This is a genomic window from Actinomyces slackii (genome assembly GCF_900637295.1).
GTDB lineage: Bacteria > Actinomycetota > Actinomycetes > Actinomycetales > Actinomycetaceae > Actinomyces > Actinomyces slackii.
In genome coordinates, this window is record NZ_LR134363.1 from 898757 (window position 1) to 921916 (window position 23160).

At 72.3% G+C, this 23160-nt stretch carries 18 protein-coding genes; 14 read left to right on the forward strand and 4 right to left on the reverse strand.

Annotated elements, in window-relative coordinates:
- Nucleotides 1–221 precede the first annotated feature (221 nt).
- The 4 genes from EL266_RS03670 to EL266_RS03685 all read left to right on the forward strand — a co-directional run bounded on the left by EL266_RS03670 (nucleotide 222) and on the right by EL266_RS03685 (nucleotide 4321).
- Entirely contained in the window at nucleotides 222–1277 is a 1056-nt protein-coding gene (locus tag EL266_RS03670) for a nucleotide-binding protein (RefSeq protein WP_084500488.1), read from the forward strand.
- A 3-nt stretch (nucleotides 1278–1280) separates the two neighbouring features.
- Nucleotides 1281–2537, forward strand: coding sequence for a TadA family conjugal transfer-associated ATPase (locus EL266_RS03675; protein WP_084500490.1), 1257 nt, complete (start codon nucleotides 1281–1283; stop codon nucleotides 2535–2537).
- Nucleotides 2534–3697, forward strand: coding sequence for a type II secretion system F family protein (locus tag EL266_RS13860; protein ID WP_026426407.1), 1164 nt, complete (start codon nucleotides 2534–2536; stop codon nucleotides 3695–3697). Before EL266_RS03675 ends, EL266_RS13860 begins: the two co-directional genes overlap by 4 nt.
- Before the next feature lie 111 nt (nucleotides 3698–3808).
- The gene (locus EL266_RS03685) at nucleotides 3809–4321 is read left to right on the forward strand and encodes a PH domain-containing protein (RefSeq protein ID WP_026426408.1); all 513 of its coding nucleotides are present in this window, start codon (nucleotides 3809–3811) and stop codon (nucleotides 4319–4321) included.
- Between the two features lie 83 nt (nucleotides 4322–4404).
- On the opposite strand, the gene EL266_RS03690 is transcribed toward EL266_RS03685, so the two are convergent.
- Entirely contained in the window at nucleotides 4405–4935 is a 531-nt protein-coding gene (locus EL266_RS03690) for a carboxymuconolactone decarboxylase family protein (RefSeq protein WP_026426409.1), read from the reverse strand.
- A gap of 39 nt (nucleotides 4936–4974) precedes the next feature.
- A complete protein-coding gene (locus EL266_RS03695; RefSeq protein ID WP_026426410.1) occupies nucleotides 4975–5556 on the reverse strand; it encodes a peroxiredoxin in 582 nt (193 codons plus the stop codon).
- 203 nt (nucleotides 5557–5759) lie between these two features.
- Between EL266_RS03695 and EL266_RS03700 the strand changes: the two genes are divergently transcribed.
- Nucleotides 5760–7427 carry a DUF7059 domain-containing protein gene (locus EL266_RS03700; protein WP_084500492.1) on the forward strand — a complete coding sequence of 556 codons (1668 nt, stop codon included), beginning with the start codon at nucleotides 5760–5762 and terminating at the stop codon, nucleotides 7425–7427.
- Between the two features lie 231 nt (nucleotides 7428–7658).
- Nucleotides 7659–8636, forward strand: coding sequence for a phosphatase PAP2 family protein (locus EL266_RS03705; protein ID WP_084500494.1), 978 nt, complete (start codon nucleotides 7659–7661; stop codon nucleotides 8634–8636).
- A gap of 164 nt (nucleotides 8637–8800) precedes the next feature.
- On the opposite strand, the gene EL266_RS03710 is transcribed toward EL266_RS03705, so the two are convergent.
- Nucleotides 8801–10366 carry a sensor histidine kinase gene (locus tag EL266_RS03710; RefSeq protein ID WP_084500514.1) on the reverse strand — a complete coding sequence of 522 codons (1566 nt, stop codon included), beginning with the start codon at nucleotides 10364–10366 and terminating at the stop codon, nucleotides 8801–8803.
- A 175-nt stretch (nucleotides 10367–10541) separates the two neighbouring features.
- A complete protein-coding gene (locus EL266_RS03715) occupies nucleotides 10542–11291 on the reverse strand; it encodes a response regulator transcription factor (protein WP_026426412.1) in 750 nt (249 codons plus the stop codon).
- Between the two features lie 426 nt (nucleotides 11292–11717).
- On the opposite strand from EL266_RS03715, the gene EL266_RS03720 reads away from it, so the two are divergent.
- The 8 genes from EL266_RS03720 (at nucleotide 11718) to EL266_RS03755 (ending at nucleotide 23033) form a co-directional block, all read left to right on the forward strand.
- Nucleotides 11718–13073: a diguanylate cyclase gene (locus tag EL266_RS03720; protein ID WP_026426413.1), complete on the forward strand. Its 1356-nt coding sequence runs from the start codon at nucleotides 11718–11720 to the stop codon at nucleotides 13071–13073.
- Nucleotides 13074–13214: 141 nt separating this feature from the next.
- The gene (locus EL266_RS03725; RefSeq protein ID WP_026426414.1) at nucleotides 13215–14549 is read left to right on the forward strand and encodes a diguanylate cyclase; all 1335 of its coding nucleotides are present in this window, start codon (nucleotides 13215–13217) and stop codon (nucleotides 14547–14549) included.
- A 257-nt stretch (nucleotides 14550–14806) separates the two neighbouring features.
- Entirely contained in the window at nucleotides 14807–17662 is a 2856-nt protein-coding gene (topA, locus tag EL266_RS03730; RefSeq protein ID WP_026426415.1) for a type I DNA topoisomerase, read from the forward strand.
- A 321-nt stretch (nucleotides 17663–17983) separates the two neighbouring features.
- Nucleotides 17984–18601 (forward strand): DUF3060 domain-containing protein, encoded by a 618-nt coding sequence (locus EL266_RS03735; RefSeq protein WP_034514630.1) that lies wholly within the window; start codon nucleotides 17984–17986, stop codon nucleotides 18599–18601.
- Nucleotides 18602–18608: 7 nt separating this feature from the next.
- Nucleotides 18609–19376 (forward strand): response regulator transcription factor, encoded by a 768-nt coding sequence (locus EL266_RS03740; RefSeq protein WP_026426417.1) that lies wholly within the window; start codon nucleotides 18609–18611, stop codon nucleotides 19374–19376.
- A 440-nt stretch (nucleotides 19377–19816) separates the two neighbouring features.
- Complete coding sequence (locus tag EL266_RS03745) at nucleotides 19817–20941, forward strand: sensor histidine kinase (protein WP_232012104.1); 1125 nt, start codon at nucleotides 19817–19819, stop codon at nucleotides 20939–20941.
- Nucleotides 20942–20960: 19 nt separating this feature from the next.
- Nucleotides 20961–22238: an OmpA family protein gene (locus EL266_RS03750; protein ID WP_026426419.1), complete on the forward strand. Its 1278-nt coding sequence runs from the start codon at nucleotides 20961–20963 to the stop codon at nucleotides 22236–22238.
- Nucleotides 22239–22361: 123 nt separating this feature from the next.
- Entirely contained in the window at nucleotides 22362–23033 is a 672-nt protein-coding gene (locus EL266_RS03755) for a hypothetical protein (RefSeq protein ID WP_034514631.1), read from the forward strand.
- The last annotated feature ends 127 nt before the right edge of the window (nucleotides 23034–23160 follow it).

Below are 23160 nucleotides of genomic sequence, written 5' to 3' on the forward strand. Positions count from 1 at the left end.
GTGGGAGGTGTGCGCGTGGCCCGGGGCAGGGCAGGTCGGGGGCGATGGCCGCCCACCCGACGTCGACGTGTTGGGAGTCTGGCGTGATGACGCGGCGGGCCCGGAACCACAGGCCGCGCATCGCGGCTCCCGCCCACAGGTCTGATATCGCGGTGAGGCGGGGGCGCGTGCGCCTGTCACAGCATGGAAACCGTTCACCCCGCGCTGTCAAGGAGGATCGCATGAGCACCCCGTCGGACCTGCCCCAGGAGCCGGGCCAGGAGCCCGCCCTGCCACCGGGCCGGTGGCCCGGTGGCCCCATCGGTCCCGCGCCGGCCTCCGGGAAGGGGGATCCCTCGGCGTCGAGGTCGCCCCAGGCGCCGTTGCTCAGCCCCGAGGGCGGCAGGGGGCCCAGCGCAGGGCAGGCTGGGCCCTGGGAGGCCGGGCCCCGGGAGGCCGGGGCTCGGCAGCGGGCGGAATCCCCGGAGCCGGCGAGCGACCGGCCAGGCGGGGGCAGGGCGTTGTCGTCGGGCGACGGCCGGGGCGGACGCATCATCTGCGTGACCGGGGCCCGTGGAGGGCTGGGGGCCAGCACGCTCCTGCTCCACCTGGCCTGGGCGCTGCGCCGCGAGGGCAGGAGTGTGGCCATCGTGGATCTCGATCCCGCCGGTAGCCTGGGCCTGCTCCTGGGGGAGGAGATCCTTCCTGGCCTGCGCTGGGGCGACCTTCCCGAGCATGAGTCCGCCTTCCGGCCCGGGCGCCTCATCGGCGCCCTGCCCGCCTGGCACGCCATGCCCGTGCTGACCGGGGACGCCCGGGGCGGTCCGCCCCTGCCCGCGAGCGCGCCCGGGGGATCCTTGGGCGCGGTCCTGGAGGCGCTGGCCGGTGAGCACGACCTGGTCCTGGTCGACCTGCCCCGGAGCCTGCCCGCGCCATCGGGCTCGCGCGCTCTGCTCCTGGCCGGCCTTGATCTGCGCTCGGCGGTGGCCTGCGAGGCGCTCGTGCCCCGGCTGGAGGTGCCCGTGGAGGTGGTCGCCCGCAAGAGCGGGGAGGACACAACCGTTGCGGACCTGGAGCTCATCGCGGGCTGCCCCGTTCTGGGGACGGTTCCCACCGACCGCGCCGTGGCCCAGCGCATCGCCCGCGGCGAGGACCCGGTGCGGGCGCGCTCGGCCATGCGCCGAGCCGCCACCGTCCTGGCCCGCCGCCTCCTGGAGCAGGAGCGTGCCGTCCAGGAGCGTGCGGCCCAGGAGAAGGCGGGCACGGATGCGCCGGGCGGCATGAGCGGGCAGGGCTGAGCCATGGCCCCGGACACCGAGCTCACCCGCGTTCGCAGCGCCCTGGCCCGCGGCGCACCGATGGATCGCGCCCTGGATGACGGCGCCGGCCCGGCCACCGGGGAGGCCGGCCTGGCCCGTCTGTCCCAGAGGGTGCGGGCCGACGTCGAGGGCGCCGGCCCCCATCTCCAGCCCCTCATCGACACGGAGGGGGTCACCGACGTCCTGGTGGGGGCCGGGCGCATGTGGATCGACCGCGGCCGCGGCCTGGAGCCCATGGGCCGGGCCATGGAGGAGGTCGAGCTGCGGGCACTGGCCGTGCGCATGGCGGCCTCGGCCGGCCGCCGCCTCGACGACGCCTGCCCGGTCGTGGACGCCACCCTGCCCGACGGCACCCGCCTCAACGCCGTCCTCCCGCCCCTGAGCAGCCAGGGCACCCTCATCAGCCTGCGCACCAAGCGCCGCAGCAGCTTCACCCTGGATGAGCTCGTGCGGGCCGGCACCGTGGCCCCGGGGCTCGACGGCGTCCTGTCGGCCCTTGTGGCGCGGCGCGCCAGCTGCCTGATCACCGGGGCCACCGGGACCGGCAAGACCACGCTCCTGGCCGCCCTGCTGGCACTCGTGCCGGCCAATGAGCGGATTATCTGCATCGAGGAGGCCAGCGAGCTGCGCCCCGACCACCCCCATGTCATCCACCTCCAGGAGCGCGGCGCCAATGTCCAGGGGGTGGGGGCGGTGACCATGACCGCACTGGTGCGCACGGCGCTGCGCATGCGCCCCGACCGGATCGTCCTGGGGGAGTGCCGCGGCCCCGAGGTCCGCGATGTGCTCACGGCGCTCAACACCGGGCACGAGGGCGGCTGGGCGACCCTGCACGCCAACTCCCCGGCCGATGTCCCCTCCCGCCTGACCGCTCTGGGGGCCCTGGCGCAGATGGATGAGGCGGCGGTGGCGGCCCAGGCGGCCAGCGCCCTGGACGCCGTGGTCCACCTGCGCCGCTCCACGGCGCCCGCTGGCGGGAGCCGCAGGGTGGAGTCCCTGGGGGTGCTGCGACGCCTGGCCACGGCGGCCGGGCCGATTCTGGAATGCCGCGAGGCCCTTGTCCTGGGCCAGGACGGGCGCCTTCGGGCCGGGCCGGGGGTTGAGCAGCTGGCCCAGCGCATCGGGGCTGCTCCGGTCAAGGCGGCGCTGGGCGAGTCGGGCCGGGCCGCGGGGCGCGAGAGCCCGGGCCAGGGGCCGGGCCAGGGGCTGGCCCCGGGGGCGCAGGCAGGCGGATCATGAGCGGGGGACCCTGGGTGGCGGCGCTGCTGGTCGCCCTGGCGGTCGCCGTCATGCTGCTGCCGCCGCGCCGCGGCCCCCATGCGCGGCTGGAGCAGCGCCGGCGGCCGCCTCGCCCTGAGGCCATGCCGGAGGTGGAGATCGGCCTGCTGCTCGTCGAGGTCGCCAGCCTCCTGAGGGCGGGTTCCACCCCTCAGGCGGCCTGGCAGCGGGCGCTGGGCCGCATCGGCATCACGCAGGGGGCCCGCCCGGGGGAGGACGGCGTCCCTGCGGCCCTGCTCAGCCTGGAGGCCGGTGGCTCGTGGCACTCCTGGCTCTCCGGCCTGCGAGGCGGGACGGTGGCGCTCCCGCCCTCCCGGGCGGCGCGGGCCCGACGCCGTGCCTGCGCCGCCGCGGTGCCGGGGGCCGTGGCCTCCTGCCGGCTCTCGGCCCGGCTGGGAGCCCCCTTGGCGGAGATCCTGGAGGCGGTGGCCGACTCCGTGGCCGAGGCCGGTCGGGCGGAGTCCTCCCGCTCAGCCGCACTGACCGGGCCGCGCACCACGGCCCGGCTCCTGTCATGCCTGCCGCCGGTGGGGCTGGTCCTGGGCGCCCTGGTGGGCGCTGATCCGGCCTCCCTGCTCCTGGACGGCGGCTGGGGGACGGCACTGGGCCTGCTCGGGGTGGGGCTCATGGTGGTGGGCAATCGCCTGACCTCCCGCCTGGTGCGCGCGGCGACGGCGCCGTCGGGCAGCGTCGATGAGGCCCTGGTGCTGGATCTGGCCGCCGCCTCCCTGCGCTCTGGCGCCTCCCTGCCCGGGGTCCTCACGGCCCTGGGACAGGCCCTTGAGGAGGAGGGGCTGTGCGTCGTCGGGCGGGCACTGCTGCTGGGGGCGCAGTGGGAGGAGGCCTGGGCGGCGCCGGAGGACGCTCGGTGGCGGGAGCGGCGCCGTCGGCTGGAGGCCTGCCTGCGGCCGGGGTGGGAGGACGGGGCGTCACCGGACTCCCTGCTGGTGGCCACCGCGGGCGCGCTGCGCGCGGGGAGGCGCGCCCAGGATGAGGAGGCGGCCGAGCGCCTGGCGGTGCGCCTGGTGCTCCCCCTGGGAGGCTGCTACCTGCCGGCCTTCGTCATCCTGGGCATTGTGCCGGTGGTGGCCTCCGTGGGTCTGGGGATGCTGGCGGGCTGAGACGGCCCGGGCCGCGGCCGCGCCGCGGAGCCTCATATCGCCCCATATCGCCTCATATTGCCGCGGCCTGCGGCCGGTGCGAGTCCGGGGGAGTCTGGCACCATGGGGGCCATGGCAATTCCCAAGAAGATGCTCAGCCGTGACGAGGTCGTCGTGCGGCATATGCGCACCCATATCAAGGTCATCCTGGGGCGGATCGCCCTGCTGGCCCTCATCCTGGTCGCGGCCGTGGTCGCCTCGGTGCTCGTGCCGGCGGAGTGGAGTCCCTGGGGCTATCTGGCGATCTGGCTCCTGGCGCTGGCCATCAGTGTCCCGGCCTTCGTCCTGGCCTGGCTGGCCTGGCTGACCACGACCTACACGATCACGACCAAGCGGGTCATCACCCGTTCGGGCATCCTCAATCGAACGGGTCATGACCTGCCGCTGAGCCGCATCTCGGATGTCCAGCAGGACAAGGACCTGAGCGACCGCTTCTTCGGCTGCGGGACTCTGGCCCTGCAGACCTCCTCGGATGATCCGCTCATCCTCCACGACATCCCCAAGGTGGAGATGGTTCAGGTCGAGATCTCCAACCTGCTGTTCAACGACATCCAGGGCGCCATCGACGCCGACCCCACCAACTAGCCTGACTCCGCCAATTTGCGTGAGTTCGTACTTTTCCGGGCCCGGAAAAGTACGAACTCACGCAAATTGGCGGAGTGACGGGGTCAGCCGAGGGTCTCGACGGCGCTGATCGCCTGGGCGGCGCCGGCCAGCGTCGAGGCGATGCGCACGGCCTCCCAGACCTGCTCGGTGGACAGGCCCTCGCCGCGAACGGTGGCCTCGTGGGAGGTCACGCACTTCTCGCAGCCGTTGATGGTGGACACCGCCAGGCTCCACAGCTCGAAGTCGACCTTCTCCACGCCGCCGGCCGAGCCGATGATGTTCATGCGCAGGCCCATGCGCTCATTGGCGTAGGCCTCGCCCAGGAAGTGGCGGGTGCGGTAGGCGACGTTGTTCATGGCCATGATGGAGGCCGCGCCCAGGGCCGCCTTGAGCGCCTCCTCGCTCAGGTGGCCGCGAGCGTCCTCGACCACCTGGACCAGGACGGACTCGTTGCGGGTGGCGGCCGCGGCGGCCACGAAGGTGCCCCACTGCTGCTGCTCGCTCAGCGAGGAGGAGCGGGCCAGGGTGGACAGGTTCAGGGACAGGTCCTTGGCCCACTCGGGCAGGGCGGAGCGGAGGGTCTCGATGCTCATGCGGGTCTCGCTTTCTCGGTTTCTCAGTCGCCCGGGGGCTCAGTTGGTCATCTCGCCCAGGGCGTCGATGGTGGCGGCCCCGGCCTTCCAGTTGCAGGCGCACAGCTCGTCGGACTGCAGGGCGTCGAGCTGGCGAAGGGTCTCGTCGGTGTTGCGGCCCACCGAGCCGGAGGTGATGGACACCGACTGGATGACGTTGTGCGGGTCGACGATGAAGGTGGCGCGGTCGGCCACGCCATCGGCGTTGAGGACGCCCAGGGCGGAGGCGAGCTCGCGGTTGAGGTCGGAGGCCATGGGGAAGGGCAGGTCCTGGAGCTTGTCGTGGCTGCGGCGCCAGGCGTAGTGGGTGTACTCGTTGTCCACCGAGACGCCCACGACCTCGCAGTCGCGGTCCTTGAAGTCCTGGTAGAGGTCGCCGAATGCGGAGATCTCCGTGGGGCACACGAAGGTGAAGTCCTTGGGCCAGAAGAAGACGACGCGCCAGGTGCCCTCGGGGACCTGGGAGGAGACGGTGGTGAAGTAGTCCTCGGGCTGGCTGGCCTCGACGTCCTTGAGGTTGCCGGGGACGACGGCGGTGAGCTCGTAGGCGGGGAACTGGTCGCCGATGGTCAGAACGGCCATGTGGGTGCCTCCTGGGGCTGGTGGGATGAACGATGCGGCTGCCAACAGGGCGGGGCCCTGATGGCGCAACGCTAGGTCACTCGGTTAATAGGGGCAAGCGCCTCGGTGGCGATGAACTATGCGATAGAGGTTATGGAAACGATTGCCGACGGCGACCGGCCCCGCACTGCGCCCCGGCCTCCAGCCCGGGCTACGGTCGGGTCATGAGCGAGTCCAGCGCGCAGCCCCCTCAGTCGCCCCCATCGGCCCAGCCAGTCCAGCCAGTCCAGCCAGTCCAGCTGGCCCCGCCGGCCTCACCGCCCCCACCGGTCCTCAGCCCCGAGCGGGCCCGGGATCTGCGCAAGGACTTAGAGGCCAGCGGCTGGGGGGTCGACGCCGTCGCCCACCTGCTGGGCCCGGCCGCTCAGGCCGCGCTGGAGCGCGAGATCCTCGCCCCGGCGCGCCGAGCCATCCGCAGTGCCCTGGACGAGGACCGCGCGGCCGGGGCCTCCCCCTCACCGGTCGCCCTCCTGACCGCCCTGTTCATGCTGGGCCAGGCCATCGCCGCCACCGAGCTCGACGCCGTTTGGCCGCGCACCCGCAGCCGCGGCGCCGCCGCCATCGGCCTGATCACCGAGCCCGACTCCCGGGGCCTGGTGCGCGCCCGGGTGGACCTGCGCCCCCATGAGGCCGCGGACGACTCCGGCCCCGTGCGCTGGTGGGTGGCCTCCGACCTGGGCGAGCTCGTCACCGGCCGCGCCCTGGCCCCTGACCATGTCCTGGGCATCGGCGGCGCCGGCCTGACCCTGGCCGGGCTGACCCCGCGCCGGCCCGTCGCCTCGGCCCTGGACCTGGGGTGCGGCTGCGGCATCCAGTCCCTCTACCTTCTGCGCCATGCCGAGCGCGTGACCGCCACTGACCTCTCCGAGCGGGCCCTGGCCTTCACCGCCTTCAACGCCGCTCTGGCCGGGGATGCGGATCGCCTGGAGCTCCTGGCCGGCTCCCTGCTGGAGCCTGTTGCCGGCAGGCGCTTCGACCTCATCGCCACCAACCCGCCCTTCGTGCTGACGCCGACGGCGGTGCGCGAGGCGGGCCTGCCGCTCATGGAGTACCGCGACGCCGGCGGCCCCATCCTGCCCGGGCTCCTGGCCGGCCTGGGGGATCACCTGGAGCCGGGCGGGATCGCGGTGGCCCTGGGCAACTGGGAGCACCGGCGGGGGAGTCACTGGCGTCAGGAGGTGGAGTCCTGGCTGCCGGCGGGCGCCGACGCCTGGGTGGTCCAGCGCGAGGTCCAGGACCCTGTGGCCTACGCCGCCCTGTGGCTGCGCGACGGCGGCCTGGCCCCGGAGCGCGACCCGGAGGGATTCGACGCCGCCTTGGAGGCCTGGGCCGGGGACTTCGAGGATCGCGGGGTCGAGGCCCTGGGCATGGGCTACCTCATCGTCGCCATGCCCGACAGCCCCCGCCAGCCCTGGCGCGTCCTGGAGGAGGTGACCACCAGCGGCACCGGGGCGCTCGGCGCCCATGTCGCCGAGGTGGTGGAGGCCCAGGGCCTTGTGGTCGGGCTCGACGAGGAGTCCCTGTCCGCCCTGCACCCGGTCCGCTCCGCTGACGTCACCGAGGAGCGCCACTACATCCCCGGCCAGAGCGAGCCCACGGTGATCCTCCTGCGCCAGGGCGGGGGCCTGGGGAGGGCCCTGGTCGCCAGCACCACCATGAGCGCCCTGGCCGGTGTGGCCGACGGCGAGCTGAGCCTGTCCCAGATCGCCACCGCCCTGGCCGCACTCAGCGGGCTGGAGGGCCGCGAGGCGCTGGAGCTGCGCGCCCAGGTGCTGGCCGAGGCCCGCGAGCTGGCCCGCTGCGGCCTGCTATCCCTGCGCCGGCCGTCCTGACCCGAGGCCGCCCACACCCTGGGGCGAGGCCGCGCCGGCCTGGCCGGGGAGGCTGCGGCACTGGCCGGCCGCCGGTCGTCGATCGACTGCGCGATGGCGCGGACTCGGTGTGACGGGTCACGACGCAGGCCCTCGCGCGGGCCGCTGAGATGCCTGCGTGACCTGTCCCGCAGCCGAATCGCCCTCGGGAGGGGCATGGGATGGCGGGTCAGCGCTTAGCATCGCACGGTGATGATTCTGCGAGCACCGGCACTGACCAGGCGCATGCGCCTGGGTGGCTCCGCGCTCGCGGCTGTCTGCCTGCTGGGCGCCGTGGGTCTGTGGGCCGTGTTCGTGCGCACCCGCTCCGGGCAGTTCCTGGAGGCCGCCGCCCTGGAGGGGTCGCGGATCGGCTCCCACTACGTCAATGACCAGGCCCGTGCGCTGCTGTCCGTGGTCTCGATGCCGGCGGCCGTGGCCCTGGTGGTCGTCATCCTCCTGGTGGGCCTGGCGCGCCGGAGCCACCGTCGCGCTATCTGGGCGGTGATCGCCGTCGTCGGCGCCAATGCGAGCACCCAGATCCTCAAGCACTGGGTGCTGGTGCGCCCCGATTACGACATGACGGTCCGTTGGGACAATGCCAACACCCTGCCCTCGGGGCACACGACGATCGCCGCCTCGGCGGCCGTGGCCCTGGTTCTGCTGGCCGGCGGGCGCTGGCGCGGCTGGGCGGCCTGGGCGGGGGCGGCCGGCTCGGTCGCCATGGGCTACTCCACCCTGGTCTGCCAGTGGCACCGGCCCGCCGACGTGCTGGCTGCCCTGCTGGTGGCCGTGGCCTGGGGCGGGATCGCGGTGGCCGGCGGGGCCTGGGCCGACGGCGCCGAGGAGCCTGCGGAGTCGGCCTCCAGCCCCGAGCTCGCCCGCCAGCGCCGTATCACCTGGCTTCTGGCCTGCCTGGGCGCGCTGAGCGCCCTGCCCGCCGTGGCGCTGGGCCTGTGGGTGCTGAGCAGGCTGGGGGAGTCCTTCGCGCGCACGGAGTACTTCGCCTCCTACGCGGTGGGCTCGGCGGCGACGGTGGCGGTCGGCTGCCTGACCCTGGCGTCGGTGACGGCCCTGGGCTTCCACCCCTCGCCCTCCCGCCGCCCCGACGGCGGGAGCCCGGCTGAGGGCTCCCAGGCTCAGGGAGCGACGCCCTCCGCTCAGAGCCCAGGCGAGCCGACCTCCCGCTGAACCATCCACCGTCTCGGTGCCGGGACCGCTGAGGGCTGGTCCGACCTGATCTGACCTGGTCCGACCTGGTCCGACCTGGTCCGACGCCGCGGCCGGAGCCTGATCGGATGACTGGACTGACGGGGCCCGGGCCCGGGTCCGCCGGCCCTGGCCGACCCAGGCCACTACTGGGGGTCGGCGGCGGGCAGCTCGACGGTGAAGACCGTCCCGCGCTGGGGCCCCTCGGTGCGGGAGTCCACGCTCAGGGTCCCGCCGTGGGAGGCCACGATGGCCTGCGCGATCGACATGCCCAGGCCCGTGGAGCCGGTGCCGCGCTCGCGGGAGGCGTCCCCCCGGGCGAAGCGCTCGAAGATCCGCTCGCGGACCCCGGGGTCGATGCCGGGCCCGTTGTCGCTGATGCGCACCACCAGGTTTCCCCCATCGCGGCTGAGCGAGGCCACCACCCGGCTGCCCGCGGGGGTGTGGACGCGGGCGTTGGCCAGCAGATTGACCAGCACCTGGCGCAGGCGGGCCTCCTCGCCCTGGACCAGGGCGGGCTCGGGGGTGAAGTCCTCGATCTGCTCAGGGTCGGCGTCAGCGGGGGGCGAGAGGACCTCGAGGTCCAGGTGCCAGTCGTGATCCGGGCCGGCGGCCTGGGCGTCGGCCACGGTGTCGATGAGGATCTCCACCAGATCCACCTCCTCGCGCTCCACCTCCCGTCCGGCGTCCAGGCGCGCCAGCAGCAGCAGATCCTCGACCAGCGCGGTCATGCGCAGGGACTCGGAGTGGACCCGGTCCAGGGCGCGCTCGGCGTCCTCGGTCAGATCGGGCGGGCTCTCGCGCTGGACCAGCTCGGTGTAGCCGCGGATGGAGGCCAGCGGCGTGCGCAGCTCGTGGGAGGCGTCGGCCACGAACTGGCGCACCTGGGTCTCGGAGCGCTGGCGGGCCGCCAGGGCGGCCTCGACATGCCCCAGGAGCGTGTTGAGGGCGGTGCCCACCTGCCCGACCTCCGATGAGGAGGCCAGATCGGCGTCGGTCACCCGCTCCTCGATGCTGACCTCGCCGCGCTCCAGGGGCTGGGCGGCCACGCGCTGGGCGGTGCTGGCCACGCGCTCCAGGGGGGCCAGGGAGGATCGCACCATGGCCCGCCCGGCCAGGGCCATGATGAGTGCGCCCAGGGCGGCGGCGATGGCCTCGATGAGCATCTGGGTGCGCACCAGGCCGTTGTTCGCCTCCAGGGACAGGCCGGTGATGACGGTGCTGCCGCTGGCGGGGTCCAGGTTCGCCATGACGCGGTAGTCGCCCAGGCCCTTGATGTGGACGGTCTCGGGGTGGGAGTTGGGCGTGAGGTCCAGCAGCTCGGCGCAGGCATCGGCGCTCAGCGCCGTGTAGCGCCCCCGATTGTCGATGTAGGCGGCCTGGAAGGTCTGGTCCTCCTGGCTCTCATCATCGTCCCGGCTGTCCTTGCCGTCCTGGTCCCGGCTCGCCGCCTGCCCGGTGAGGACGACCCTGAGGGTGCCGGTGGACTGGCCGGCGGCCCTGAGGCCGGGGGGCAGTCCACGGTCGTCGTCGCCGTTGTGCTCGCTCGATCCGTGCTGCTCATCGGGGTCCGAGGGCGCGACGGTGCTCTGGGGGGCCGGCGCGGGATCGCCGGTGGCCCGCTCGGAGGCAGCGAAGAGCTGCTCGTCCGTCTTCCTCATGAGGGTGTGGTGCAGGGTGATGGTCGACAGGGCTCCCATGATGGCCGCCATGATGAGGACCAGCCCGACGACGCCCGCCACCAGGCGGGTGCGCAGGCTGCGCACCCGCCTGGTAGCGGGACGGGTGGGGCCGATCGCCTGGGCGGGGGCGTCGGGAGCGCCGTCGCAACGGTGTGACAGTGGGGGCATGCCCGGCTCCGATGCGGTTGGGGTGCGGTCGGTGGTTCTACGCGCCAGTGCCCTGGGGGGCGCTCTGGGCGGGCTTGAGCACGTAGCCGACTCCGCGCATGGTGTGGATCATGGGCTCGCGGCCCTTGTCGATCTTGCGGCGCAGGTAGGAGATGTAGAGCTCGACGATGTTGGCCTGGCCGCCGAAGTCGTAGTTCCAGACCCGATCGAGGATCTGCGGCTTGGACAGGACGCGGCGCGGGTTGCGCATGAGGAAGCGCAGCAGCTCGAACTCGGTGGCGGTCAGGCGGATCTCGTCCTGGCCCCGCCACACCTCGTGGGAGTCCTCGTTCATGCGCAGATCCCCGACCTCCAGCAGGGAGGCGGGCTTGTCCTCCCCGGCCCCCGAGCGGCGCAGCAGCGCCCGCAGGCGCGCCACCACCTCCTCCAGGGAGAAGGGCTTGGTCACGTAGTCGTCGCCTCCGGCGGTCAGCCCGGCCACGCGATCCTCCACGGCGTCCTTGGCCGTGAGGAAGAGGACGGGGATGGAGGGGCTGTGGCCGTGGATGCGGCGCATGACCTCCAGGCCGTCGAAGTCGGGCAGCATGATGTCCAGGACGATGACGTCAGGGTCGATCTCCTTGGCGGCCTTGACCGCGGAGATCCCTGTGCTGGCGGTGGTGACCTCCCAGCCCTCGTAGCGCAGGGCGCTGGCCAGGAGATCGGCCAGCATTTGCTCGTCGTCGACCACGAGGACGCGGACGGCGGTGCCGTCCGGGCGGGTCAGGGTTTCTGGGGCGCTCGTCATGTTGCTCATTCAACATCGCCGGGCTGAGCCTGACCAGAGCGACACCTGTGCTCCGCCTGTGTTATGAGGTTGAAACCTCGAGGTATATCCGGTGACACCGGGAGTGTGACATGCTTGCGGTGTTGTGCTGCACATATGTGGGATTAGTCCTGTTGGGTGGCAAGGCGGCGATCCAAAGCGTGATGCTCGGGGCGCGTGTGACTGGTGAGGCCGGTGGCATGGATGCTCACAGTTGCGGTGTGCCGAGTGGCGCTCTGGCGGCGTAGGCTCCCCCCGTACGGATCGCGTCCCCTCCCCAATATCCCGACGTCGTCCCGCGGCGTGGCCCCAGTCCCCAACTGGGCGCGAGTCTGAACTGCGCAACGCGCTGATAGCGTCATCGGTGGCCGCGGGCCGTCGATGACATCGCCTACAACCAGGAGAGTCATGGAATACGTCGAGGGCAACGAGCGCCGCTTCGGGGCTGAGGACCTGTTCTTCTCGACCACTGACGCCAAGGGCGTCATCCGCAGGACGAACCGGGTGTTCGACTCCCTGTCGCGATACAGCGCCGAGGAGCTGGTCGGTGCTCCGCACAACATCATCCGCCATGACAGCATGCCGGCCGGTGCCTTCAAGCTCATGTGGGACGAGCTGGAGCAGGGCCGTCCCGCCTGCGTCTACGTCCTCAACCAGGCCAAGGATGGTCTGGACTACTGGGTCTTCGCCACGGTGGCGGCCCTGGAGGACGGCTACCTCTCCGTGCGCGTGCGCCCCAACAACCACGCCCTGTTCACCCCGGTCAAGGAGATCTACCAGCGCGTGCGCGAGGCCGAGCGCCAGTACGCCGAGCAGGGGCACAACCGCCGCGAGGTCGCCGAGCACGGCGCGGCGCTGCTGGCCCAGGAGCTGGAGAGCGTCCAGTTCCACGGCTTGTACTCCTTCGCCCGGGCGGCGCTGCCCCGCGAGCTCGCCCTGCTCGTCGTCGAGGGCGTGCGCGTCCCGCGCCGCGCGGAGACCGACTCCCCCATGTCCTCCATCCTCAGCTCGATGGTGGCCATTGAGCGCGACACCGATGAGCTGGTCTACCAGCTCGGGGAGTACCAGGACCTCATCAACGCCCTGGGCACCTGGGCCTCCGGTGTGCGCTCGGTGATCGAGCGCGCCTCCCGGGTGGGCGCGCTGGTGGGCGAGGTCACCAGCCCCGACAGCGAGTCCTCAGTGCCCACGGTCAGCGAGCGGGTCAAGGAGCGCAGCGCTCAGGCGGTTGAGGTCCTTCAGCAGCTCAACTCCTCCCTGGTCTCGCTTTACGAGATCGTCTCCGAGGTGCGCTTCCGCTCCTCCCTCATGCGGCTGCACACCCTGATGGCGGGCATCTTCGCCGCCTCGGTGCTCGACGACGTGGAATCCGACTCGGCCGCGTCGATCGGTGATCTCGCCGAGGCCCTGCTCACCGATCTTGAGCCCCTCATTCCCTCGTGCCAGAAGGCCGCCGATCTGGCTGAGCGCCTCGATGCCGATCTGCGCTCGGTGGTCTCCAACCTGGATCGGGTCAAGCGGCCCTTCCAGCGGTGGATCCGGGCGCTTGATGATGAGGGCGCCCAGCCCCTGGTCGAGGGCGTTGACGCCCAGGCCGTTCTTCAGGAGGCCGAGCAGCTGGGGGAGCAGGGCTTCCCGGAGACCTCATCGCTGGCCGAATTGGCCGCCAAGGCCCGCGGCGTCGTCGTGACGCTTGACGAGCCGGTGGTGCGTCAGCGCGTGACCACTGTGCGCCAGACCCTGGAGCAGATCGCAGCTCAGTGACGCTTGGTGACGATCTGATAACTCGCCTACCACTGATGGGACTTGGCCATTAACGTGTCCCTTGCCCCGATGATGTTGGGAGTTTGACCAAGGGAACCGCATCCGGATTGGGGACATCCCACTAACTAGGTAGAGAGCACTATGGAATCGCAGATCGGATACGAGCGCCTGTTCGACCCGCAGGACATCTTCTTCTCCACGACGGACCTCAAGGGTGTCATTCAGAACACCAACAGGACCTTCGACATGCTCTCGCGGTACTCCCGGGACCGCCTGATCGGCGCCGCCCACAACATCATCCGCCACCTGGACATGCCCGCCGGCCTGTTCCGCCTCATGTGGGACGACCTCCAGGCCAACCGGCCCGTGTGCGCCTACGTGACCAACCGCGCCGTCGACGGCCTGGACTACCGGGTCTTCGCCACCGTGGTGCCCCTGCGGGAGGGCTACCTGTCCGTGCGCATCAAGCCCATGGACACCGCCACGCGCACGGCGGCCGAGGACGCCTACCGCCGGGTGCGGGCCAAGGAGCGCCAACTCGCCTCTCGCGCGGCCTCGCGTCATCAGATCGGGGAGTACGGGGCCGGTGAGCTGGCCGGTGAGCTGCGCTCCCTGGGGTATGGCTCTCTGCAGGATATGACGCTGGCCTCCCTGCCGCGGGAGGTGGCCTCCCTGGTCTCGGCCGGAGTGCGCGTGCCGGCGGTGGCCCCCGAGGCCATGGGGCCGGTGGCCCGCATCCTCAACACGGTCGCCTCCATCGAGCGGGACACCAATGCGCTGGTCTTCGAGCTCGACGAGTACATGCGCCTGATCACCACCATGGAGTCCACGCACGCCTCCGTGGCCGGGGTGCAGGGCCGCATCAGCCGCATCGGCCAGCTGGTCTCCCTGGAGAGCGGGGCGGCTGCTCGCACCAAGGCCCAGGTCCTGGCCGAGCGCATCGCCGAGCTGGCTCAGGCGGCCAACACCGAGCTGTCCGGCCTGCCCAATCGCCTGAGCACCATGCACGACGCCGTGACCCAGCTGCGCTTCGCCGTGGCGCTCATGCGCCTGCTGACTCTCATGGTGGGGCGCTTCGCCCACTCCATCCTCGACGGCTCCGAGGAGGACGCCGTCCACTCCCTGACCGACCTGTGCGAGGCGCTGGAGTCCGGGTTCGCCGGGCTGACCCCGGTGCTGCGCTCGGTGAGCACCCAGGTCGGCCAGCTCGACGACTCGCTGCGCACGGTGACCTCCAGCCTTGACCGCGCGGCCCGGCGCCTGGGCCAGTGGGTGGATGTGCGCGGCGGCGGCGAGGCGGCCTCGGGCTCGGCCGTGGTCGATGAGGTGGCCGGCCTGACCGCCCAGGGCTTCCCGGAGGTGCGCTCCCTGGCCCAGCTGGCCGCCGAGTGCCGCGGCCTGGCGCTGCACTACGACGCCACTGCCACCGAGCAGCGCCTCATGGAGATCCGCCGCTCCCTGGCCGAGCTGCGGTGACCCCCACCCGCCCGCGCCGCGCCCTCGCCCCCACCCGCCCCACCCCACACGCCGAGGTAGACATTTTCCGCCGAGGTAGACGCATTCGCCGTCGATCTCGGCGGAAAATGTCTACCTCGGCGCGGGTAGGTGCAGCGCGGCGCAGGACGAAGGCTGGGGTTGCGCTGTGCGTTAGTCTCGGCTGCGAGTCGGCCCATGCCGGCATCCGGCCATCCGCCAGGCGCCTGAGCGCGCCCCGTTCGTGAGGAAGATCGCCTGTGTCCACCAAGCTCGTCATCGTGGAGTCCCCCAACAAGGTGCGCTCCATTGCCGGCTACCTCGGCGATGACTTCGAGGTCGAGGCCTCCGTGGGGCACATCCGGGACCTTCCCCAGCCCTCTGAGCTGCCGGCCACCATGAAGAAGGGCCCCTACGGGAAGTTCGCGGTCGACGTCGAGGACGGCTTCACCCCCTACTACGTGGTCAACCCGGACAAGAAGAAGACGGTCGCCCAGCTCAAGAAGGCCCTCAAGGGGGCCGACGAGCTCTACCTGGCCACCGACGACGACCGCGAGGGCGAGGCCATCGCCTGGCACCTGCTGGAGGTGCTCAAGCCCACCATCCCCGTCAAGCGCATGACCTTCACGGAGATCACCCGCGAGGCGGTCACTCGGGCCCTGGCCTCGACCCGCGAGCTGGACACCAACCGGGTCGACGCCCAGGAGACCCGCCGCATCCTGGACCGCCTGGTGGGCTACGAGGTCAGCCCCGTCCTGTGGCGCAAGGTCCGCCAGGGGCTGTCGGCCGGCCGGGTCCAGTCCGTGGCCACCCGCCTGGTGGTCGAGCGCGAGCGCGAGCGCATGGCCTTCGTCTCCGCCGCCTACTGGGGCGTGGAGGCCCGCCTGACCACCGTTCTGTCCCCGGTGGACGCCACGGCCCGCGAGGCCGCCTCCTTCACCGCCCGCCTGGCCACCCTCGACGGTCGCCGCGTGGCCACGGGGCGCGACTTCCAGGACGACGGCCAGCTGCGCCCCGCCGCCCTCAAGGCCTCGGCCGTCCACCTCCACGAGGTGGGGGCCCGCGCCGTCGCCGAGGCCATCGAGCGCGGGGAGCCGCGCGTGGCCGGCCTGGAGGAGAAGCCCTACCGGCGCCGCCCGGCCGCGCCCTTCACCACCTCCACCCTTCAGCAGGAGGCCTCCCGGAAGCTGCGCATGAACCCGCGGGAGACCATGCGCGTGGCCCAGGGCCTGTACGAGAACGGCTTCATCACCTACATGCGCACCGACTCCACGGCCCTGTCCGGCCAGGCCGTGGCCGCCGCCCGCACCCAGGTGGCCGAGCTCTACGGCGCCGAGTACGTGCCGTCCTCCCCGCGCCTGTACGCCTCGAGGTCCAAGGGCGCGCAGGAGGCGCACGAGGCCATCCGTCCCGCCGGAGACCACTTCCGCACCCCGGCCCAGGTCTCCTCCCAGCTCACCGGCGCCCAGTTCCGCCTCTACGAGCTCATCTGGAAGCGCACCGTGGCCTCGCAGATGGCCGACGCCGTCGGCTCCACGGCCACGGTGACCGTGGAGGTCCCGCTGACGGCGGCTCGCGGGGAGTCGCGCGATGCCGGCCCCACCTTCTCCCTGGCGGGCCTGACGGCCTCGGGCACGGTCATCACCTTCCGCGGCTTCCTGGCGGCCTATGAGGAGGGCCGCGACGCCGAGCGCTATGAGGATGCCCCGGCCGCCAAGGAGGAGAAGGAGGCGCGCCTGCCCTCGATGATCTCCGGCCAGGAGCTGGCCCCCCTGGGCGTGGAGGCCTCCGGCCATGAGACCACCCCGCCGCCGCGGTACACGGAGGCCTCCCTGGTCAAGGCCCTGGAGGAGCGGGAGATCGGCCGCCCCTCGACCTATGCGGCCACCATGTCGACGATCTCGGACCGCGGGTACGTGGATCATCGGGGCCAGGCCCTGGTCCCCACGTGGCTGGCCTTCGCCGTCACGCGCCTGCTGGAGGAGAACTTCGCCGAGCTGGTCGACTACGACTTCACCGCCTCCATGGAGCGCGACCTGGACCGCATCGCCGCCGGCGAGGAGGACCGGGTGGCCTGGCTGACCCGCTTCTACAACGGGCAGGCGCCGGATGCCGGCAGTCCGGAGACGGCGTCGGCCCTGACCGCCCAGGGGCTCAAGGGCCTGGTGGCGGGCTTGGGGGAGATCGACGCCAGGGCCGTGAACTCCATTGAGATCGGCGAGGGCGTGACCCTGCGCGTGGGGCGCTACGGCCCCTACCTGGAGGATGCCGAGGGCAAGCGCGCCAATGTGCCGGCCGACGTCGCCCCCGATGAGCTGGGGCTGGACAAGGCCCGCGAGCTGTTCGCCCGCGCCGCCGACGACGGTCGCGAGCTGGGCACGGACCCGGCCACGGGGCACACCATCATCGCCAAGGATGGCCGCTACGGGCCCTACGTCACCGAGGTCCTGCCCGCCCCGGAGGCCGCCCCTGAGCCCGAGGCGGCCTCAGGCGCCGCCAAGAAGCGCACGGCGAGGAAGGCCGCCGGCCCCAAGCCCCGCACCGCCAGCCTGCTGAAGTCCATGGACCTGTCCACCGTGACCCTGGAGCAGGCGCTGGACCTGCTCAGCCTGCCGCGGGTGGTGGGACAGGACCCCGAGTCCGGCCAGGACATCACCGCTCAGAACGGCCGCTACGGCCCCTACCTGAAGAAGGGCACGGACTCGCGCTCCCTGGAGACGGAGGAGCAGATCTTCTCCATCACCCTGGAGGGGGCGCTGGAGCTGTTCTCCCAGCCCAAGCGCCGCCGGGGCCAGAGCGCGCGCGGGCCCTTGCGCGAGCTGGGAACGGACCCGGCCTCGGGCCGTCCCGTGGTGATCAAGGACGGGCGATTCGGCCCCTACTTCACCGACGGGGAGACGAATGTGACCCTGCGCCGCGATGATGACCCGGCCACGGTGACCCCCGAGCGCGCCTATGAGCTGCTGGCCGAGAAGCGCGCCAAGGGCCCGGCCAAGAAGCGCACCACGCGCAAGACCACCGCGAAGAAGACGACCGCCAAGAAGACGACGACCAAGAAGGCCCCGGCCAAGAGGACGACGGCGACGACGACCGCCACCAAGTCCGACGACTCCTGACCGCGGCCCCCGCGCGGAGTGCCGGTCTGCGTCGACGACGAGGGTTCGCGTCATCCGACTGGGGGTAGCACAGGGGTGATTGACGCGAAGTCACGTCCGTTGACGCAAAGGCACGTTGGCGACGCCTGGCGATGAGGCCCACCCGCCTGCGCCGCCTCCGCCACGGAGCGCGCTCCGGTCGGCGGTCCAGGCCCCGGCAGGCCGGGGCGCGCATGGGAGCCGCGTCGCGAGGCTGCGACAGGGCGGCGACGCGCTGCGAAGGCGGGCGACGTACTCTAGTGCCCGCACACACTCCCCTGTGATCATCGAGAGGAACCCATCATGCGCCGTTTCGCGCCATCCGCAGCTGTTCTCGCCCTGACCCTGGCCCTGGGCGCCTGCTCGCTCACCGTCGACGGCGGCTCCTCCGGCTCCTCCGACTCCGCCAGCTCCGCCGGCCAGGGCGGCGATGACACCACGCAGTCCCAGGCCGCCGCGCCGGAGGCGGACGATGCCGCCAGCGCGGCTGACGATGCCGTTGACGAGGCCGTCGACAAGGCCAAGGACGCCGCCAAGGACGCCGCCAGGGACGCTGCCAAGGACGCCGCCACTGACGCCAGCGTCCCCTCCGACATCTCCGACCCGGGCTGGGTCTCGGTGCTCACCGATGGCAACGTGGTGGAGCCCGACGCCGAGGGGAAGGTCTCGGTGACCACCGCCATGGCGGATACCAAAGTGGTCGGTGAGGTCACCCAGCTCGATGTCTCGGGCGCCATGAGCACCGTCGCCGCGGAGAAGGTCGGCACGCTCACTGTCAGCGCCGCGGATGTGACCGTCTACGTGCGCAGCGTCGACAAGGTCGTCATCAGCGGCGCCAATGTCACCGTCCACTGGCTCGAGGGAGACCCGCAGGTCGACAACACCGGCGTGGGCAACACCGCCACCAAGCTGGAGCAGTGAGCCGGCCATGACCTGGTCCGCCTCCCCCGCGCCCGCCGCATCCCCCGCGCCCACGGCCCAGGCCGGGGCTCCGGCCGCCACCGTCCTGCTGGTCGACGACGAGGCCCCCATCCGCCGTTCCCTGGGCCCCTACCTGGAGCGCAGCGGCTACCGGGTGATGCTGGCCTCCGACGGCGCCGAGGCCCTGGAGCTGCTGGGCGCCTACGAGATCGACATCGTCGTCTCCGACGTCCTCATGCCGCGCATGGACGGCCGGGAGCTGGTGCGGCGGGTGCGCTCGGGCGGGGAATGGACCCCCATCATCCTGCTCACCCAGGTCGACGCCTCCTACGAGCGGGTCTCGGCCCTGGACGACGGCGCCGACGACTACCTGTCCAAGCCCTTCGACCCCGCTGAGCTGGCCTCGCGAATCCGCGCCGTGCTGCGCCGCACCCAGGGCGCGAGCGCCCCGCTGAGCTCGGCCCCCCGGCTGACCGCCGGGAACCTGGTGCTGGATCGGGCCTCGCGCCGCGTCGTCCTGGGAGGGCGGGAGCTGGCGCTGACTCCCAAGGCGACCATGCTGCTGGACTACCTCATGAGCCATCCCGGGGAGCTGCACACCCGCGAGGCCCTGCTGGCCTCCCTATGGGGCATCGACTTCGCCACCTCGACCCGGGCGGTGGATCACCGCATCCGCGAGATCCGTCAGGCCCTGGGCGACGACGCCGCCAACCCGACCTACATCGAGACCGTGCCCTCCGTGGGCTACCGGTTCCGCGCCGGGGTCCGCGCGTGAGCGCCCCGGGCCCGCCGCCGGGCGACGGATGGCAGGCCGGCGCGGGGGAGCCCCGGGGGCGGCCCCGTGCCAGGGCGCTTCCGGGGAGCATTCCGCCGGCGGGGCCACCGCCACCGGCTGCCGGCTCCGGGGCGCTGGGCTCGTCGGCTCCCTGGGAGCCGGGCTCTGCGGTGCTGGGCACGCCAACACCCGGCACGCCAACACCCGGAGCGCTGGGCACGGCATCGGGACCGCCCGGCCCGGCAGTCCCCGCGGCGTCCTCGGCGGGCCCCTCGCCCTCGCCGCCCGTGGCCGGGGGCTCAGCCGCGTCACCGCCGTGGTCGGGTGCCCAGGTCACGACGAGGCTCAACCCCGGTGAGCTCTCTGGCGACCCATCTCCGGGCGCAGCATCACCGGGCCCCCTCCGGCCAGTGCCGATCCCGGGTCCGGCCGCCGGGCAAGTGACCGCGGCTGCGCCCGCCGGGAAGCCCATCCCGGCTCCGGCCGCCGGGCAGCCGGCCCCGGCACCGGCCTCCCCGCCGTCGTCGGGCGCCTCGGCCCAGGCGCCGGCGACGGCCTGGGCCAGCAGCGATCGGCCGGGGACCTCCCAGGCCGCCGAGCCCCAGGAGCAGCGGCGGCGCACTCCGCGGTGGCGGGCCGCGCTGTGGATCGGCGCGGTCGCGCTCCTGGGCCTGGCCGTGGCCTTCGCGCAGGTGGCCTACGGGCGCACCATGGTCTCCCTGACGGCATCCGTGCCGCTGCTGGTGCTGGAGGCCGGCCTCATCCTCCTGCTCATCCCCGCCGCCGTGGTGGCAGTGCGCCGCCTGCTGGCCCGCGCCCGGGACCGGGCCCGGCGGGAGGCGGGCCGGGAGGCCTGGGAGCGCCACCAGCAGTTCCTGCGGCGCCTGGACCATGAGCTGAAGAACCCGTTGACGGCGGTGCGCGCAGCCGTGGCGGATATGCCGCAGGCCTCGCGCGCGGAGCGCAAGGCGCGCCTGGATGTGGTCGATGCCCAGGCTAGGCGCATGGGCCGGCTCATCACGGACCTGCGCAAGCTGGCCGAGCTGGAGACCGCCGAGCTGGCCTGGGAGGACGTGGACCTGGCCGAGACGGTGACCGACGCCGTCGAGGCCGTGCGGGAGGAGATCGCCGCCAGCGGCAATCACACCCTCATCGGCCTGGACCTGCCCCAGGTGCCCTGGCCCCTTCCGCATGTGCGCGGGGACGGGGACCTGCTGTACTCGGTGATCTACAACGTGGTGTCGAATGCGGCCAAGTACACGCCCCCCGGCGGGAGCATCGAGGTGCGGGGTCGGGAGGAGGCCGGGACGGTCACCATCGAGGTGGCGGACACCGGCATCGGCGTGCCCCAGGGGGACATGCCGGTGGTGTGGGCCGAGCTGGGGCGGGCCGGCAATGCCCGTGGATTGCCGGGCTCCGGCCTGGGCCTGCCGCTGGTGGCCACCATCGTCCGCCGTCATGGGGGCCGGGCCACCATGAGTTCCAAGGAGGGCGTGGGCTCGCGGGTGTGGGTCTCCCTGCCTGTCGCAGGACCGCGACAGACCGGGGACAGGTGGGCGACATGAGCCCACTATTGTTGTGGATATGAACAAAGCACTCCCCATGCGGCGCTTCCTGACCCTGGCATGCGCCTCAGCCTGCGCCCTGTCCCTGACCGCCTGCTCCCTCAACCTCGGGAGCGGCTCCTCCGGCTCCGATGCCGCCGCCCCGGCCTCCGAGGCCAGCTCACAGGCCGACGGCGAGACCGGCGCTCAGTCCCAGGCCTCGAACTCCTCGGGGGCGAGCGCCGGCGCGACCACTGGTGCCAGCGCCCAGACCGTGGCCGGCTATGAGGCCGGCGAGATCCCTCCCATCCCCATGTTCACCCTGCCCGACCTGGGGCTGCTGACCGACTCCGGCGGCGCCTTCACCCAGGACCTGACCAGGGACATCACCTCGGTGCCCGGGGTGAGTGTGGGTCCGGCCCGCTGCGATGAGCCCGGTGTCCTGTCCACCGGCTCGGGCACCACGGTGATCGGCGGCGACGGATCGGCCTCCTCGGCCTCATCCCAGGGGCCCGCCGTGGTCAACAACGGCGATGGCTCGGCCAGCTACAGCAAGGACAATGTCTCCATCGTCAACAATGGTGATGGCTCGGGCAGCTACTCCGACGGAACGGTCTCCATCGTGGTCAACGGGGATAAGTCAGGCAGCTACACCGACACTCACCTGTCCGTCGTGGTCAATGGTGACGGCTCGGGCAGCTACACCAACTCGCAGACGGGCGAGTCCATCGTCATCAACAGCGACGGGTCGGGCAGCTACTCCACGGGTGAGGTCTCCATCGTCAACAACGGCGACGGCTCGGGGTCCTACACCGACAAGAGCCTGTCGATTGTCAACAACGGTGACGGCACGGCCCTGGTCAACGCTCAGACGGTGAAGGCCAAGCCGCTGCCCAAGGTCGGCAAGGTGGGCGACTTCCCCTCCATCGACGCCGTCAACCCGGTGACCTCCTGCGGCACCGTGATCACCCTGGAGGACGGGGTGCTCTTCGACTTCGGCGCCTCGGAGGTGCGCGCGGACGCCTCGACCACCCTGGGCAACCTGGCCACCGTGCTCAAGGACGCCAAGGCTCCTTCCATCCAGGTGCTGGGGCACACGGACTCGATCGCCGACGACGCCTTCAACCAGACCCTCTCCGAGGAGCGCGCCCAGGCGGTGGCCGATGCCCTCAAGGCCGACGGCGTCAACGCCTCCATGGAGGTCATCGGCCATGGGGAGACCCGGCCCGTGGCTCCCAATGAGAACCCGGACGGCTCGGACAATCCCGCGGGCCGCCAGCTCAACCGTCGGGTGGAGATCTTCATCCCGGCCTTCTGAGGGCCCCTGACGCTACCCGCGGGCGCGACCCGCCACTCATCCCATCTCTCCTCATCCTCACCTGCTCCCCGGCGCCCGTATGCGCGCCACCAACACCCCTCTCACCGAATAGGACGATCCGCTATGACCATCTCCCTTCGTCGTCGTGCCCTGGCCGCCTGCACCGCCTCCGTGCTGTCCCTGGGGCTGGGTGCCTGCGCCATCAATGTGGGCGGGCAGGGCGACTCCTCGGCCGGCTCAACCGATCAGGCCACTGAGGCGGCTCAGGCCGCCGAGGCCTCCCAGACCGATGAGGCCGAGGCCTCCCCGGAGGACCAGGCCAGTGCTGAGCCGGCGGAGCAGACCCCGTCGGCCAAGGCCTCAACCGACCAGGAGGGACGGGAGCGGGCCTCGGCTGAGGCGACGTCGTCCTCCGGTGGCAAGGGGCCCAAGCCCGCGGCCGACCGCCCGGGTGCATCGGCGACCATCACCGATGATGACTGGCTCTCCGTCCTGGACGGCGTCGACCGGACGGTGCGCGCCAACAGCGCCATGACGATGAGCAAGGACTACGACTACGTCCGCATCGAGGGCGATGTCCAGACTCTGACGATCTCGGGCACGAGCGCCCGGGTGGTCGTGGACTACGTGGACACCCTCGTCATCGAGGGCGACTACGCCGAGGTCTACGTCTATGACGTCAAGCGCGTCGTCATGCGGGGCACGAGCGCGGAGGTCGTGTGGGCCGGGGAGACTCCGACGGTGGAGGACTTCGGCGACTACAACGAGACCCGCCTTCAGGGCACCGAGGACTGAGCCCGGGGCGAGATGAGCATGTCTGCGACCACGCGGCGCGCAGGGCCACTGCGGACATGCTCGGGCTGAGTCGGCTCTGTCGGCTCTGTTGACTCTGTCGGCTCTGTCGACTTCGCTCCTCCCCGTG